At 35.3% G+C, this 16,459-nt stretch carries 13 protein-coding genes and 4 tRNA genes; all 17 read right to left on the minus strand.

What is annotated here, in order from left to right; genetic code table 11:
• Positions 1-15: 15 nt before the first annotated feature.
• The 17 genes from rpoC to HNQ00_RS04990 all read right to left on the minus strand — a co-directional run bounded on the left by rpoC (position 16) and on the right by HNQ00_RS04990 (position 16,355).
• On the minus strand, positions 16-4,335 hold the full coding sequence (rpoC, locus tag HNQ00_RS04910; protein WP_173837217.1) for a DNA-directed RNA polymerase subunit beta': 4,320 nt from the start codon (positions 4,333-4,335) through the stop codon (positions 16-18).
• Positions 4,336-4,584: 249 nt separating this feature from the next.
• Entirely contained in the window at positions 4,585-8,397 is a 3,813-nt protein-coding gene (gene rpoB, locus HNQ00_RS04915; RefSeq protein ID WP_173837218.1) for a DNA-directed RNA polymerase subunit beta, read from the minus strand.
• A gap of 272 nt (positions 8,398-8,669) precedes the next feature.
• On the minus strand, positions 8,670-9,038 hold the full coding sequence (gene rplL / locus HNQ00_RS04920; RefSeq protein WP_173837219.1) for a 50S ribosomal protein L7/L12: 369 nt from the start codon (positions 9,036-9,038) through the stop codon (positions 8,670-8,672).
• Positions 9,039-9,124: 86 nt separating this feature from the next.
• Entirely contained in the window at positions 9,125-9,634 is a 510-nt protein-coding gene (gene rplJ, locus HNQ00_RS04925; RefSeq protein ID WP_173837220.1) for a 50S ribosomal protein L10, read from the minus strand.
• Positions 9,635-9,656: 22 nt separating this feature from the next.
• Positions 9,657-10,346 (minus strand): 50S ribosomal protein L1, encoded by a 690-nt coding sequence (rplA, locus tag HNQ00_RS04930; RefSeq protein WP_173837221.1) that lies wholly within the window; start codon positions 10,344-10,346, stop codon positions 9,657-9,659.
• A gap of 14 nt (positions 10,347-10,360) precedes the next feature.
• The gene (gene rplK / locus HNQ00_RS04935; protein WP_026708576.1) at positions 10,361-10,798 is read right to left on the minus strand and encodes a 50S ribosomal protein L11; all 438 of its coding nucleotides are present in this window, start codon (positions 10,796-10,798) and stop codon (positions 10,361-10,363) included.
• Positions 10,799-10,868: 70 nt separating this feature from the next.
• On the minus strand, positions 10,869-11,420 hold the full coding sequence (gene nusG, locus HNQ00_RS04940; protein WP_173837222.1) for a transcription termination/antitermination protein NusG: 552 nt from the start codon (positions 11,418-11,420) through the stop codon (positions 10,869-10,871).
• An 8-nt stretch (positions 11,421-11,428) separates the two neighbouring features.
• Complete coding sequence (secE, locus tag HNQ00_RS04945; RefSeq protein ID WP_173837223.1) at positions 11,429-11,626, minus strand: preprotein translocase subunit SecE; 198 nt, start codon at positions 11,624-11,626, stop codon at positions 11,429-11,431.
• Between the two features lie 19 nt (positions 11,627-11,645).
• Positions 11,646-11,716, minus strand: a tRNA-Trp gene (locus HNQ00_RS04950).
• 51 nt (positions 11,717-11,767) lie between these two features.
• Positions 11,768-12,955 (minus strand): elongation factor Tu, encoded by a 1,188-nt coding sequence (gene tuf, locus HNQ00_RS04955; protein ID WP_173837224.1) that lies wholly within the window; start codon positions 12,953-12,955, stop codon positions 11,768-11,770.
• A gap of 58 nt (positions 12,956-13,013) precedes the next feature.
• A tRNA-Thr gene (locus HNQ00_RS04960) sits at positions 13,014-13,085 on the minus strand.
• Between the two features lie 37 nt (positions 13,086-13,122).
• Positions 13,123-13,203: transfer RNA gene (locus HNQ00_RS04965), tRNA-Tyr, on the minus strand.
• Between the two features lie 58 nt (positions 13,204-13,261).
• Positions 13,262-13,335: transfer RNA gene (locus HNQ00_RS04970), tRNA-Thr, on the minus strand.
• A 90-nt stretch (positions 13,336-13,425) separates the two neighbouring features.
• Positions 13,426-13,728 carry a ribosome hibernation-promoting factor, HPF/YfiA family gene (hpf, locus tag HNQ00_RS04975; RefSeq protein ID WP_173837225.1) on the minus strand — a complete coding sequence of 101 codons (303 nt, stop codon included), beginning with the start codon at positions 13,726-13,728 and terminating at the stop codon, positions 13,426-13,428.
• A gap of 38 nt (positions 13,729-13,766) precedes the next feature.
• On the minus strand, positions 13,767-14,660 hold the full coding sequence (locus tag HNQ00_RS04980) for a tyrosine-type recombinase/integrase (RefSeq protein ID WP_173837226.1): 894 nt from the start codon (positions 14,658-14,660) through the stop codon (positions 13,767-13,769).
• A 77-nt stretch (positions 14,661-14,737) separates the two neighbouring features.
• A complete protein-coding gene (rpsU, locus tag HNQ00_RS04985) occupies positions 14,738-14,932 on the minus strand; it encodes a 30S ribosomal protein S21 (RefSeq protein WP_007137807.1) in 195 nt (64 codons plus the stop codon).
• Positions 14,933-15,188: 256 nt separating this feature from the next.
• Complete coding sequence (locus tag HNQ00_RS04990) at positions 15,189-16,355, minus strand: acyl-CoA dehydrogenase family protein (RefSeq protein WP_173837227.1); 1,167 nt, start codon at positions 16,353-16,355, stop codon at positions 15,189-15,191.
• Between the last annotated feature and the right edge of the window lie 104 nt (positions 16,356-16,459).

Below are 16,459 nucleotides of genomic sequence, written 5' to 3' on the forward strand. Positions count from 1 at the left end.
GACTTATTACTAAAGTTAGTAAATATATTCTTCTTTATTAGCCATCATATCATTGTAATCTTCTTTTGAACCTACAATAGCATTATCATATTCTCTCATACCAGTTCCTGCAGGAATTCTATGTCCTACAATTACATTTTCTTTCAATCCTTCTAAGTAATCGATTTTACCTGCAACTGCAGCTTCGTTCAATACCTTAGTTGTCTCTTGGAAAGAAGCAGCAGAGATGAATGATTTAGTTTGTAAAGATGCTCTTGTGATACCTTGTAATACTGGAGTACCAGTTGCTGTGATTACATCACGAGCCACAACGATATTTTGATCGTTACGTTTCAATAATGAATTTTCATCACGCAATTCACGAGGTGTTACGATTTGCCCCTCTTTCAAGTTAGCAGAATCTCCCGCATCTTCAATAACTTTCATACCATAAAGTTTATCGTTTTGAAAGATAAAATCTTTAGTGTGAATCAATTGATCTTCTAAGAATAATGTGTCTCCTGGATCTTGAACTCTAACTTTACGCATCATTTGACGTATTACTACCTCAAAGTGCTTATCGTTAATTTTCACCCCTTGTAAACGGTAAACTTCTTGAATTTCATTAACCAAATACTGCTGAACAGCTGCTGGCCCTTTAATTCTCAAGATATCTTCTGGAGTAATTGCTCCATCAGATAAAGGAACACCTGCTCTTACAAAGTCATTCTCTTGTACAAGAATTTGACTTGATAATTTAACTAGGTATTTCTTAATTTCACCAAACTTAGATTCGATAATAATCTCACGGTTACCTCTTTTAATTTTTCCAAAAGAAACAACACCATCAATTTCAGAAACTACTGCTGGATTAGAAGGATTACGTGCTTCTAGAAGCTCAGTAATTCTAGGTAAACCTCCAGTAATATCTCCTGATTTAGAAGAACGACGTGGGATTTTAACTAAGACTTTACCAGCCTTAATTTTCTCACCATTTTCAACCATTAAGTGGGCTCCAACAGGTAAGTTATAAGAACGAATTAACTCATCATCTTTACCGTAAACCAATAAAGTTGGAATTAATTTTTTATTTCTAGCTTCAGAAATTACTTTTTCTTGGAAACCAGTTTGCTCATCCACTTCAACCATGAATGATTGTCCTTGCTCTAAATCTTCATAAGCGATCTTACCAGTGAATTCAGAAACGATAACTCCATTATATGGATCCCATTTACAAATTGTATCACCTTTTCCAACAGATTGACCATCTTTCACAAAAATACTTGATCCGTAAGGAATATTATGAGTGTTTAATAAGATACCTGTTTTCTCGTCGATTAATTTCAATTCAGTAGAACGTGAAACTACAATATCTACTGCGTTACCATCATTATCCTCACCTTTAACAGTTTTTAAATCTTCAATTTCTAGCTTACCATTAAATTTAGTAACGATACTAGACTCTTCAGAAATACCCCCTGCAACCCCTCCAACGTGGAAAGTACGTAAAGTTAACTGTGTTCCTGGCTCTCCAATAGATTGTGCTGCAATTACACCAACTGCTTCACCTCTTTGTGTCATCTTACCAGTTGCTAAGTTACGACCGTAACATTTAGCACAAATTCCTTTAACAGCCTCACAAGTCAACGGTGAACGAACTTCTACTCCTTCAATTGGAGAAGCTTCAATACGTTTCATTATTGCCTCAGTAACCTGTTGACCAGATTCGATAAGAACTTCATTAGTTAAAGGATTAATTACGTCTTGTAAAACAACACGTCCTAATATTCTTTCTCCTAATGATTCAACAATTTCTTCATTCTTTTTTAATGCTGATACTTCAACACCTCTTAATGTTCCACAGTCTTCAATGTTAACAATAACATCTTGAGAAACATCATGCAATCTTCTTGTTAAATATCCTGCATCCGCCGTTTTCAAGGCAGTATCCGCAAGACCTTTACGCGCACCGTGAGTAGAAATGAAATACTCAAGAATCGAAAGACCTTCCTTAAAGTTAGAAAGAATTGGATTCTCAATAATCTCTCCACCACCAGCAGTCGATTTCTTAGGCTTAGCCATCAATCCACGCATACCAGTTAACTGACGAATTTGTTCCTTAGAACCCCTCGCCCCAGAGTCAAGCATCATATACACCGAGTTGAAACCTTGCTGGTCTTCTCTAATGTTTTTCATTGCCAACTCAGTTAATTGTGCATTTGCAGAAGTCCATACATCAATAACTTGGTTGTAACGCTCGTTATTTGTAATAAGACCCATGTTATAATTTGCAGAGATACCTTCAACTTGCTCTCTAGCATCTGCAATTAATTTAGGTTTTTGATCTGGAATTCTAATATCCCCTAATGAGAATGACAATCCACCTCTAAAGGCAAATTTGTACCCCATATCTTTCATATTATCCAAGAAGGCAGCCGTTTCCGGTACACTTGTTGAATTCAATACGTGACCGATAATGTCTCTAAGGTTTTTCTTAGTTAATACATCATTGATATATCCAGCTGCTTCTGGTACTACTTCATTAAATAATACACGTCCTGCAGTTGTTTCAATAATTTTGTACACTAATTCTCCAGCATCATTAAAATCTTTTGCTCTAATTTTCACTCTAGCATTCAATTCTAATCTTCCTTCGTTTAAGGCAATATTTGTTTCTTCTGCAGAATAGAAAACTAGATCTTGACCTAAAATTTTCTTCTCTGGAGTAGACAATCTCTCTTTGGTCATATAATATAGACCCAAGACCATATCCTGAGATGGTACCGTAATTGGTGCTCCATTTGCAGGGTTTAAGATATTGTGTGAAGCCAACATTAATAATTGTGCTTCAAGAATAGCTTCTGGTCCTAATGGTAAGTGAACTGCCATTTGATCCCCATCAAAATCCGCATTAAATGCCGTACAAACTAAAGGGTGCAATTGGATTGCTTTTCCTTCAATTAATTTTGGTTGGAATGCTTGAATACCAAGTCTGTGTAAAGTAGGGGCTCTATTCAGTAATATAGGGTGACCTTTAATTACGTTTTCAAGGATATCCCAAACTACAGGCTCTTTCTTGTCTATTATTTTCTTAGCTGATTTTACAGTTTTAACAATTCCTCTTTCAATCAATTTACGGATCACAAAAGGCTTGTATAATTCGGCTGCCATATCTTTAGGGATACCACATTCGAACAATTTCAATTCAGGTCCAACAACAATTACCGAACGAGCAGAATAATCCACACGTTTTCCAAGTAAGTTTTGACGGAAACGTCCTTGCTTACCTTTAAGGGAATCAGATAATGATTTTAATGGTCTGTTTGATTCTGTTTTAACAGCAGATGCTTTTCTAGTATTATCAAACAATGAATCTACCGATTCTTGCAACATACGTTTCTCGTTTCTTAAGATAACTTCTGGAGCTTTAATCTCCATTAATCTTTTCAAACGGTTGTTACGAATGATTACACGACGGTATAAATCATTTAAATCTGAAGTTGCAAAACGACCTCCATCAAGTGGCACAAGCGGACGTAATTCTGGTGGAATAACTGGCACCACTTTCATAATCATCCATTCAGGACGGTTTTCACGGTTTAAGTTAGACTCACGGAAAGACTCAACAACTTGTAATCTTTTTAAAGCTTCAGTTTTACGTTGTTTAGATGTTTCGTTATTAGCTGAGTGACGTAATTGATAAGATAACTCATCAAGGTCAATACGTGCTAATAAGTCCATAATACACTCTGCTCCCATTTTGGCAACAAATTTATTAGGATCGAAATCGTCTAAATATTGATTATCAGCTGGAAGAGTATCTAAGATGTTCAAATATTCTTCTTCAGTTAAGAAGTCTAATCTTTGAACAGATTCACCTTCAGCATTTTTAGCAATACCTGCTTGAATAACTACGTATCTCTCGTAGTAAATGATCATATCCAATTTCTTAGATGGAAGACCTAAGATATAACCAATTTTGTTAGGAAGAGAACGGAAATACCAAATATGAGCAATTGGCACAACAAGATTGATGTGACCTACTCTATCTCTACGTACTTTTTTCTCAGTAACTTCAACACCACAACGGTCACAAATGATTCCTTTGTAGCGAATTCTTTTATATTTTCCACAAGCACATTCGAAATCCTTTACAGGTCCAAATATTCTCTCACAAAAAAGACCGTCACGCTCTGGTTTGTGCGTACGGTAATTTATAGTTTCTGGCTTCAAGACCTCACCTCTTGATTCTTTCAAAATAGATTCAGGAGATGCAAGTCCTATTGAGATTTTACTAAATCTTTTAATAGGATTTTTATCTTTATTATTATTGTTATTATTTCTATTATTCATCATAGTTTTTACTACTGATTTAATTGCAATTAAAAAATTGATTATAGTACATAGCACGTGCTATGTATTTACCTGGATTACTTCTCTAAACTTTAAACTTTTATTAAAGTGCTAATTATATAAAACTAAATCTATATAAAAAATCGGAACGGTTTACGAGGCTAAATCCAAAAAACTTATATTCTTAGTAAACAGTTTCAGTCCCAGTTTTCAGTTTATAACCGAATACTGAGACTGTGACTGCAAATTTATTTATTCTTCTAACCTAATATCAAGACCAAGACCTTTTAATTCATGCATTAATACATTGAATGATTCAGGTAATCCTGGCTCTGGCATAGACTCTCCTTTTACGATAGCTTCGTAAGTTTTAGCTCTACCAATAACATCATCAGATTTAACTGTTAAGATTTCACGTAGCGTACTAGAAGCTCCATAAGCCTCAAGTGCCCAAACCTCCATCTCTCCAAAACGCTGACCTCCAAATTGAGCCTTACCTCCAAGTGGTTGTTGCGTAATCAATGAGTATGGTCCTATTGAACGTGCGTGCATCTTATCATCAACCATGTGTCCTAATTTTAACATATAGATCACACCTACAGTTGCTGCTTGATGGAAACGCTCTCCAGTACCACCATCATAAAGATGTGTATGCCCAAAACGTGGTACTCCAGCTTCGTCAGTCAATTCATTGATTTGGTCAAGAGAAGCACCATCAAAAATTGGAGTAGCAAATTTTCTACCCAAGTTCATTCCAGCCCATCCTAATACCGTTTCATAAATTTGACCAATGTTCATACGTGAAGGTACCCCAAGTGGGTTCAACACAATATCAACTGGTGTTCCGTCTTCAAGGAAAGGCATATCTTCATGACGAACGATACGAGCAACAATACCTTTGTTACCGTGACGTCCAGCCATTTTATCCCCTACTTTCAACTTACGTTTCTTAGCGATATAAACTTTTGCTAATTTCAAGATTCCTGCTGGCAATTCATCCCCTACAGTAATCGTGAACTTCTCTCTACGTAAAGAACCTTGCAAGTCATTCAACTTAATTTTATAGTTATGAATCAATTCATTCACCATTTTATTAGTTGCATCGTCTGCTACCCATTGTCCTTTGCTTAAGTGAGCAAAATCTTCAACAGCATAAAGCATTTTTTGAGTGTATTTTTTACCTTTTGGTAAAACTTCTTCACCCAAATCATTCATTACACCTTGAGACGTTTTTCCGTTAACGATCAAGAAAAGTTTCTCTACTAATTTGTCTTTTAATTCAACAAATTTAGTTTCGAACTCCATTTCTAAAGCACCTAAAGCATCTTTATCTTGCGTACGTTTACGTTTATCTTTTACCGCTCTTGCGAATAATTTTTTATCAAGAACCACACCATGTAAAGATGGAGACGCTTTTAATGAAGCATCTTTCACATCACCTGCTTTATCCCCAAAGATTGCACGAAGCAATTTCTCCTCAGGAGTAGGATCTGATTCTCCTTTTGGAGTAATTTTTCCGATAAGAATATCACCAGGTTTAACCTCGGCACCAATTCTAATCATACCGTTTTCATCCAAGTCTTTTGTAGCCTCTTCAGAAACGTTAGGAATATCATTTGTAAGTTCTTCGTTACCTAATTTAGTATCTCTAACCTCAAGTGAATAATCATCTACGTGAATAGATGTAAAAATATCATCACGAACTACTTTCTCAGAAATTACGATTGCGTCCTCAAAGTTGTATCCTTTCCATGGCATAAACGCCACTTTCAAGTTACGACCTAAAGCAAGTTCACCATTTTGAGTAGCATACCCCTCAGACAATACTTGACCTAATTTAACTCTGTCCCCTTTTCTAACGATAGGTTTCAAGTTAATACTAGTTCCTTGATTGGTTTTTCTAAATTTAATAAGGTTGTACGTTTTATCATCTGTATCAAAACTTACCATTCTTTCTTCTTCAGAACGATCGTATTTGATAGTAATAATATTAGCATCTACATATTCTACAGTACCATCGCCTTCAGCGTTGATTAATACTCTAGAGTCAGAAGCAACTTGACGCTCCAATCCAGTTCCTACGATAGGTGCTTCAGGACGAATTAATGGTACGGCCTGACGCATCATGTTAGATCCCATCAATGCTCTATTCGCATCATCATGTTCCAAGAAAGGAATTAAAGATGCAGAAATTGATGCAATTTGATTAGGGGCAACATCGGCGTAATCAACTTTTGTAGGATCAATCACTGGGAAATCTCCTTCTTGACGTGCAATTACATTTTCAGCAAGAATCTTTCCAGAATCATCCATCTCAATATTTGCTTGAGATATCAACATTCCTTCTTCTTCTTCAGCACTTAAATAAACTGGAGTTGATTCTAAATCAACAACACCTTCAGTTACTTTACGGTAAGGCGTTTCAATGAACCCCATTCCGTTAACCTTAGCATAAACTCCAAGAGATGAAATCAAACCAATGTTTGGTCCCTCTGGTGTTTCAATAGGACATAAACGTCCGTAGTGCGTATAGTGAACGTCACGAACCTCAAATCCAGCTCTTTCTCTCGAAAGTCCACCTGGTCCTAGCGCAGATAATCTTCTCTTGTGCGTAATCTCAGCTAATGGATTCGTTTGATCCATAAATTGAGACAATTGGTTCGTACCAAAGAAAGAGTTGATAACAGAAGATAATGTTTTAGCATTAATCAAATCTATCGGTGTAAACACCTCGTTATCTCTAACGTTCATTCTCTCACGAATAGTTCTAGCCATACGAGCAAGACCAACACCGAATTGTTGAGACAATTGTTCTCCAACTGTTCTAACACGACGGTTTGATAAGTGGTCAATATCATCAATATCTGCTTTCGCATTAATCAATTCAATTAAATACTTAACAATAGTTATGATATCTTCTTTGGTAAGCACTTGCTTTTCCATTGGGATATCCAACTGTAATTTTTTATTCATTCTATAACGACCTACTTCACCTAAGTTGTAACGTTGGTCAGAGAAGAACAATTTATCAATAATACCACGAGCAGTTTCTTCATCAGGCGGTTCTGCGTTACGCAATTGTCTGTAGATATGCTCAACAGCTTCTTTTTCAGAGTTTGTTGGATCTTTTTGTAACGTATTATGGATGATAGCATAATCAGCTTGATTAGCATCTTCTTTATGTAACAAAATAGATTTAACGTTAGAATCAATGATTTCTTCTACATTATCTTTATCGATAATTGTATCACGATCAAGGATTATTTCGTTACGTTCGATAGAAACTACTTCACCAGTATCTTCATCTACGAAATCTTCATGCCATGTATTTAATACACGTGCAGCTAATTTTCTACCGATATATTTTTTAAGTCCTGTTTTAGAAACTTTAATTTCTTCAGCAAGGTCAAAGATTTCAAGGATATCCTTATCTCTTTCGAATCCTATAGCACGGAATAAAGTTGTAACAGGTAATTTTTTCTTTCTGTCAATATAAGCATACATTACGCTATTAATATCTGTAGAAAACTCAATCCAAGAACCCTTGAAAGGAATTACTCTAGCAGAGTATAATTTTGTTCCGTTAGCGTGAAAAGACTGACCAAAGAAAACCCCTGGTGATCTGTGCAACTGAGAAACAACAACACGCTCAGCACCATTTATAACAAATGTTCCGCTTGGAGTCATGTAAGGAATTGTCCCAAGATATACATCTTGAACAATAGTTTCAAAGTCTTCGTGCTCTGGATCTGTACAATAAAGTTTTAATCTAGCTTTTAAAGGCACACTGTGTGTTAAACCTCTTTCGATACACTCTTGGATTGTGTAACGTGGTGGATCTACGAAATAATCTAGAAATTCCAATACAAAGTTATTTCTTGTATCTGTAATTGGAAAATTCTCCATGAAGGTATTATAAAGTCCTTCATTGCCTCTTTCATCAGATTTAGTTTCTAATTGAAAAAAATCTTGAAAAGATTTAACCTGAACATCTAGAAAATCTGGATAGTTCGGGATATTTTTTGTAGAGGCAAAATTCAATCTTTCAGTCTGATTTGTAATCATCAATGGACAAAATTTTGATTATAAAAGTAATTTTTTTGTAAAGGTTATTTCGCCTTTACTAAATTTCACAACCATTACATCTTTAAAAATCAATTTAGGATAACTACTTTCTTATTATCTGTTAACTTTTTTTCCTCGTAATGGAGTAAAACATAAAATACAAAAGCTAAAAATGACGAATCAAATTCTAGACTTTTGTTATACGAAAAATGGTTTAGGTCTTTGAGCGGTAAAACTCAAGACCTAAACCTTATTCTTTAAACTAAATTAAACTATTTAAGTTCAACTACAGCTCCAGCTTCTTCTAACGATTTTTTAAGACCTTCAGCCTCTTCTTTAGTAACACCTTCTTTAACAGTAGATGGTGCACTATCAACTACATCTTTAGCTTCTTTCAAACCTAAACCTGTAAGTTCTTTTACCATTTTCACAACAGCTAATTTAGAAGCACCAGCTTCTTTTAAGATAACTGTGAATTCAGTTTGAGCTTCTTCAGCAGCTTCTCCACCACCTGCAGATACTACTACAGCTGCAGCAGCTGGTTCGATTCCGTACTCATCTTTTAATATTGTTGCTAATTCATTAACTTCTTTAACAGTTAAGTTAACTAATTGTTCTGCGAATTGTTTCAAATCTGCCATTTTTTCTATCGTTTAAAATGATTTGTAAAATATATTTTGTTTATTGTGCGCGTTGTAAGTAATAATTGAGACAAGCTCGATTATTATTATGCTTCTTCAGTTTCAGCTTGCTCTTCTCCAGCAAACTTGTTTTGAAGTGCAGCGATAATTCTTTGAGCAGGTGATTGAAGTAATCCAATAAGCTCTCCAAGAAGTTCTTCTTTAGATTTAATAGTAGATAACATATCTAATTGATCGTCACCAATATAAATCTCAGAATTAACATAAGCTCCTTTTAAAATAGGCAAAGCCGATTTTTTACGGAAATCTTTAATGATTTTTCCAGGTGCATTCGCAACATCAGCAATGAAGATTGCACTGTTTCCAGTTAAAACCTCTGGTAACTCACCATATTCATTTTCAGAAACTTCCATTGCTTTCACAAGTAAAGTATTCTTAACAACTTCTAATTTAACTCCAGCTTTATAACAAGCTCTTCTTAATTTTGAAGTTGTATCTGCATTCAGTCCAGAAATATCTGCTACATAAACAATATTTGTACCAGCTAACTGTGCAGTTAAATTTTCAATCGCGATTGATTTTTCTTCTCTAGTCATACTAAAAATTATTAACTACCAATTATACTGCTTTTGGGTCTAATGCAATAGCAGGACTCATTGTACTTGTAAGGTAGATACTTTTGATGTATACTCCTTTAGCAGCAGTTGGTTTAAGTTTGATTAATGTTTGAATAATTTCGTGTGCATTGTCAAAAATTTGCTCAGCTCCAAAAGAAACTTTCCCAATTCCTGCATGAACGATACCAGTTTTATCAACTTTGAAATCGATTTTACCAGCTTTAACCTCTTGAACAGCTTTTGCAACATCCATAGTTACAGTACCTGTTTTAGGGTTAGGCATTAAACCTCTAGGTCCTAAAATACGACCTAATGGACCTAATTTACCCATAACGCTTGGCATAGTGATGATCACATCAACATCTGTCCAACCATCTTTAATTTTTTGTAAATACTCGTCAAGACCTACATAGTCTGCACCAGCTTCTTTAGCTTCCGCCTCTTTATCTGGAGTAACTAATGCTAATACTTTAACATCTTTACCTGTTCCGTGAGGTAATGTAACAACACCTCTCACCATTTGATTCGCTTTTCTTGGATCTACACCCAAACGTACTGCGATATCAACAGACTCATCAAATTTTGCAGAAGAAACTTCTTTTATTAATGCCGCAGCATCTTTTAAAGAATATAGTTTGTTCTTATCAATTTTTGAAGCAGCCTCTTTTTGCTTTTTTGTCAATTTTGCCATTGTCTTTCTCTTAATTAAAAAGGAGCGTCTCCTGATACAGTTATACCCATAGATCTAGCTGTTCCAGCAACCATACTCATTGCAGACTCCATAGTGAATGCATTTAAGTCAGGCATTTTGTCTTCAGCAATAGCTCTAATTTGTTCCCAAGTAACACTAGCTACTTTTTTACGATTAGGCTCACCAGAACCAGATTTAAGCTTCGCAGCTTCCAATAGCTGAACGGCTGCAGGAGGAGTTTTAATAACAAAATCAAATGATTTGTCTTTATACACAGTAATTTGTACTGGGCATATTTTGCCGGGTTTATCTTGTGTTCTAGCATTGAACTGCTTACAGAACTCCATGATGTTTACCCCAGCAGCTCCTAAAGCAGGTCCAACCGGTGGCGACGGATTCGCAGCACCTCCCTTAACTTGTAGTTTAACTACTTTACTAATTTCTTTAGCCATTTTTTTAAAAATTTTATATTACAATCATTGGAAGCGATTGTAATAGATATTATAGGTAATGTAACAAAAATTATACTTTTTCAACTTGCATAAAGCTCAGCTCTAATGGTGTTTTTCTTCCGAAAATCTTAACCATTACCTCTAACTTACGCTTTTCATCATTAATTTTTTCAACTGTACCATTGAAACCATTAAACGGTCCATCAATAACCTTAATCGTTTCACCTAAGTTGAAAGGAATAGTATGAGTATCTGTATTCACAGCCAACTCATCAACTTTACCTAACATTCTATTTACTTCTGAAAGTCTAAGAGGAACAGGTTCACCACCTTTAGTTTCACCTAAAAAACCTATAACACTTGTTATTGATTTGATAATATGAGGAATTTCACCAACCAAGTTAGCTTCAATCATCACATAACCCGGAAAGTAAACTTTCTCTTTAACTAATTTCTTTCCATCTTTTACAGAAACTACTTTTTCAGTAGGAACTAAGACTTGAGAAACATAGTCTTCCATTCCTAAACGAGAAATTTCAGTTTCTATGTAAGCTTTCACTTTATTCTCTTGTCCGCTAACTGCACGAACAACATACCATTTTTTTACATTATTATCTGTCATCACAAAAATTAAGCTTTTATCCAATTAAAAAATCCAGCTAATGCTTTTGCAAAAAACTCATCTACTCCCCATGTTGCCAAAGCGAATAATACTGAAAAAATAGCAACAATAATCGTTAGACGTTGTACCTCAGCCCATTCAGGCCAAGTAACATTTGACTTTAACTCCTCAAATGATTCTGTTATATAATTAACTATGTTTGCCATTTTAGATATATTTTTTTTGCACGGGCGGAGGGATTCGAACCCCCATCAACGGTTTTGGAGACCGCTATTCTACCCTTGAACTACGCCCGTAGAATTAACCAGCAACTCCATAAGAAGTTGCTGGTTATATAATTATTTGAATTATGCTACAATCTCAGTTACCTGACCTGCACCTACAGTTCTACCACCTTCACGGATAGCGAAACGTAATCCAACATTCATTGCGATTGGGCTTAACAAAGCAACATTGATTGTTAAGTTATCTCCTGGCATTACCATCTCTACTCCTTCTGGTAAAGTAATAACTCCTGTTACGTCAGTTGTACGTACGTAAAACTGTGGACGGTAGTTGTTATGGAATGGAGTATGACGACCACCTTCTTCTTTTTTCAAGATATAAACCTCAGCTTTGAAAGTGTTGTGTGGTTTTACTGAACCTGGCTTAATAATAACCATACCTCTTTTGATATCAGCTTTATCAATACCTCTTAACAATAAACCTACGTTATCTCCAGCTTCACCTCTATCAAGGATTTTACGGAACATCTCAACTCCAGTAATAGTAGAAGTTAATTTTTCAGCTCCCATACCAATGATTTCAACTGGGTCTCCTGTATTAGCAATACCTGTTTCGATACGACCTGTAGCAACAGTTCCACGACCAGTAATTGTAAATGAATCCTCAACTGGCATTAAGAAAGGCTTCTCAGTATCACGTACTGGCTCTTCAATCCATGCATCAACTGCAGCCATTAATTCAAGAATTTTAGGAACCCATGCTGGATCGTTGTTCAATCCACCTAAAGCAGATCCTTGAACAACTGGACAGTTGTCACCATCGTATTCATAGAAAGACAATAAGTCTCTAATTTCCATTTCAACAAGCTCTAACAATTCCTCATCATCAACCATATCCACTTTATTCATGAATACAACCATTCTAGGAATACCTACTTGACGACCTAATAGGATATGCTCACGTGTTTGTGGCATTGGACCATCAGTTGCAGCAACTACAAGGATAGCACCATCCATTTGAGCAGCACCAGTAACCATGTTCTTTACGTAATCCGCGTGACCTGGACAGTCAACGTGAGCGTAGTGACGATTAGCAGTTTCATACTCAACGTGAGATGTATTAATTGTAATACCTCTTTCTTTTTCTTCAGGAGCATTATCAATTTGATCAAATGATTTTGCTTGACAGTAACCTGCATCAGATAACACTTTAGTTATTGCAGCAGTTAATGTAGTTTTTCCGTGATCTACGTGTCCGATCGTACCTATATTTAAGTGTGGTTTCGAACGGTTAAAGGTTTCTTTTGCCATTTTACTTCGTTTTTAATCTTTTATTAATATTTATTAGTGTTCAAAATATATTTTCTTGAGCCAATGTCGGGAATTGAACCCGAGACCTCTTCCTTACCAAGGAAGCACTCTACCCCTGAGCTACACCGGCAGAGTTCTTTTATTAGACTCAAAAATCTTCTATTTTGTGGGGAGAGCAGGATTCGAACCTGCGAAGTTTACACAGCAGATTTACAGTCTGCCCTCGTTGGCCGCTTGAGTATCTCCCCTCACTTTTTATCTTTTAAAATACTGCAATTAGCCTAATGCAATATTACCACTATTTAGAGCCGGCGGAGGGACTCGAACCCACGACCTGCTGATTACAAATCAGCTGCTCTAGCCAACTGAGCTACGCTGGCAGTATTGATAAAAAGTCCGCTATTTCTAACGGACTGCAAATGTAGAAATTTTATCCATGAATCAAAACATTTTTTTGAAAAAATTTCAAATTAAATATGCAACCTGACCTTTTCTTTTCTTTTTAGTAACATTCGCTCTAAAGATTCAGCCGAAAGCTCTACTGCCTCTTCAAAAGTTTTACATTGTTTCTTGACTACAAAATCATCACCAGGAACATTTAATTTAATCTCAACAAGCTTGTTTTCTTTATCACTTGTATTCTCTACTTTCAAATACACATCTGAACAAACAACCTTATCGTAATACTTCTCTAATCTATCTACTCTCGTTTGAACAAAATTTACCAATTTAGCATCAACAGCAAAGTTGACCGCATGAACACTTACTTTCATAATCAATATATTTAATAGTTATACTTATCGAAATTTTATTATTTATTCCTGGGATGCGCTTCTTTATACACTTTCTTCAATTGCAATAAACTACTATGTGTATAAATTTGAGTTGACGCTAAGCTGGCATGACCCAATAATTCTTTTACCGAATTTAAATCAGCTCCATTATTTAACAAGTGAGTTGCAAACGTGTGTCTCAAAACATGAGGACTTGTCTTCACCTTTTCTGAAGCTGTACTAAAGTAAGAATTTATTAATCGGTAGACAAAAGATTCACTCAACTTTATTCCTTTTTTTGACAAAAAGAAATACAGCTTATCTTTTTGCTCGCCTAGATCACGACGCAATGCCTGATACTTTTTAATCTGAGTAATGATAACAGGCAAAACAGGGATTAACCGCTCCTTATTTCGCTTTCCTAAGACTTTAATAACATTAGATGAACAATCAACATCCATATCTTTTAATCCAATCAACTCCGCTCTTCTTATTCCCGTTGTATAAAGCAAATCCAAGATCAGCTTATTTCGCACAATCTCAAATTCATCAGCACCAATCACAACACTTAAGACAGCTGCTAATTCTTTTTCTGAAAAGGGTATTTGAATTTTTTTTGCCGTTTTTAATGACTTATGTTTCAGTAAGGGCGAAACATCAATTTGCTTGCATTTTAATAAAAAGACATAGAAAGCTTTTAACGAAGCTAACTTTCTATTAACCGAAGCGTTTGATAAACCTGAATCAACTAAAGCTATAATCCACGATCGAATCTCTCCATAACTCGTTTTTTCAAAATTTTCAGAATCAAAAGTTAAACGATAATATGCTTGAAAATCTACAACGTCCTTGAAATAAGCATTGCAAGTGAGTTGAGAATATTTTTTCTCTTTGTGTAGATAATCATAGAAAGACGTAATTGTACTATTCATAGCAATAAAAAAAACCGTTAGCATCAAAGTTAAAAAACTTTAATGACTAACGGTAATTATCATGTAAAAAGAACTACTTAGTTTTCTAAGTTGTCTTTCATGTTTTGAATATAAGCTGCTTTTTGAACTTTAATTCTATTTTTTACAGAAGGCTTAATAAAAGCAGTACGTGCTCTTAACTGACGAACAGTTCCTGTTTTATCAAATTTTCTTTTATAGCGCTTTAATGCTCTATCGATATTTTCTCCGTCTTTAATTGGTATAATTAACATAATTTTGACACCCCCTTTCGTTAAGTCTGCAAAAGTAAACATTATTTTGACTTAATAGCCATAAATAAATAATTATTTTGGGTGTGCCGGCAAATCCACGTCTATCATTTACCAGAAGATCTCAATTGCCGTCAGGCTATTCGATACAATCTTTTATTCCGTTACACTTTATAAAAGGATTTCCACTACTATCCTTCACACAAAAAAAGAGCCAACAATTACGCTGACTCTTTAGATTATTATTTAACTCCTGTAATTATACAGCAGGCTTATAATTTTTATTATCAATTATCATTTTTGACAAGATCTCCTTTAAGATCTCTGATGTACCGCCACCAATAGGCCCTAAACGACTATCTCTTAACAATCGAGCTAATGGATACTCTTCCATATAACCATAACCACCTAGCATTTGCAAACAGCTATAAATAGTTTCATCTGCAACTTTAGTAGATTTCAGTTTAGCCATTGTAGCTTCTTTCACCACATATTCTTGTTTATCTAGTCTCGCTACAGCAGCATAATTAAACACTTTACAATGCTCAACATCTGTCGCATGCTCCACTAGCGTGTGTCTTAATACTTGAAATTTATCAATAGTTTTACCAAACGCTTCACGTTGCGACATGTACTCGATAGTATAATCAATTGCATATTCAGCTCTTGCATGCGCATTAATCGCCATTATTAAACGCTCTAAAGCAAAATGCTGCATGATATAAGGAAATCCTTTACCCTCCTCACCCATTAAATTAGCAGCAGGAATTTCAACATTATCAAATGCAATTTCGGCAGTATCTGAAGCTCTCCATCCCAATTTATCTAATTTGGTCGCAGAAACACCAGCGGTGGCCGCATCAATTAGAAATATACTGATTCCCTTATTTCCTAATTCTGGACTCGTCTTAGCAGCTACAACATAATAATCAGCATAGACACCATTAGTAATAAATGTCTTAGAACCATTAATTACATATTTATCACCTTGCTGCATTGCAGTTGTGCGCATTCCAGCAACATCACTACCTCCAAAAGGTTCTGTAATACACAAAGCCCCAATTTTCTCACCTAAGATACTAGGAGCAAGATACTCCTGTTTTATACGTTCGTCACCTTCAGCATTTAAATGCGTCATGGCAAGATAAGAATGAGCCCACATAGCAGCAGCAAAACCTGAAGATTTAATTTTTTGCAGTTCTTCTAGAAAAATTACCGTATAAAATAAATCTAAATTTAATCCTCCGTATGCTTCAGGATAATTAATACCAAAGAAACCCATTTCACCAAACTTGCTCCATATAAAGCGTTCGATTGATCCTGTTCTCTCCCATTTTTCAATATGTGGAACCACTTCCTTTTGCAAAAATTCTTGCAAACTCTTTCTAAATAATTGGTGCTCCTCTGTGAAATAAATTGATTCCATATAAATGTTTTTTTAAACGACCTGAGTTTATTGCTATAAAAAGCATCAGCTTCTTATTTCTTTATAGTTAATTTCTTGGATAATTAATTGATTGCTAATTGAAA

The sequence above is a fragment of the Flavobacterium aeripolare genome (assembly GCF_013294025.1).
GTDB lineage: Bacteria > Bacteroidota > Bacteroidia > Flavobacteriales > Flavobacteriaceae > Flavobacterium.

Coding starts and splice junctions, on each gene's coding strand:
- rpoC (WP_173837217.1), bottom strand. CDS start 4,335: ATGATGAATAATAGAAATAATAACAATAATAATAAAGATAAAAATCCT.
- rpoB (WP_173837218.1), bottom strand. CDS start 8,397: ATGATTACAAATCAGACTGAAAGATTGAATTTTGCCTCTACAAAAAAT.
- rplL (WP_173837219.1), bottom strand. CDS start 9,038: ATGGCAGATTTGAAACAATTCGCAGAACAATTAGTTAACTTAACTGTT.
- rplJ (WP_173837220.1), bottom strand. CDS start 9,634: ATGACTAGAGAAGAAAAATCAATCGCGATTGAAAATTTAACTGCACAG.
- rplA (WP_173837221.1), bottom strand. CDS start 10,346: ATGGCAAAATTGACAAAAAAGCAAAAAGAGGCTGCTTCAAAAATTGAT.
- rplK (WP_026708576.1), bottom strand. CDS start 10,798: ATGGCTAAAGAAATTAGTAAAGTAGTTAAACTACAAGTTAAGGGAGGT.
- nusG (WP_173837222.1), bottom strand. CDS start 11,420: ATGACAGATAATAATGTAAAAAAATGGTATGTTGTTCGTGCAGTTAGC.
- secE (WP_173837223.1), bottom strand. CDS start 11,626: ATGGCAAACATAGTTAATTATATAACAGAATCATTTGAGGAGTTAAAG.
- tuf (WP_173837224.1), bottom strand. CDS start 12,955: ATGGCAAAAGAAACCTTTAACCGTTCGAAACCACACTTAAATATAGGT.
- hpf (WP_173837225.1), bottom strand. CDS start 13,728: ATGAAAGTAAGTGTTCATGCGGTCAACTTTGCTGTTGATGCTAAATTG.
- HNQ00_RS04980 (WP_173837226.1), bottom strand. CDS start 14,660: ATGAATAGTACAATTACGTCTTTCTATGATTATCTACACAAAGAGAAA.
- rpsU (WP_007137807.1), bottom strand. CDS start 14,932: ATGTTAATTATACCAATTAAAGACGGAGAAAATATCGATAGAGCATTA.
- HNQ00_RS04990 (WP_173837227.1), bottom strand. CDS start 16,355: ATGGAATCAATTTATTTCACAGAGGAGCACCAATTATTTAGAAAGAGT.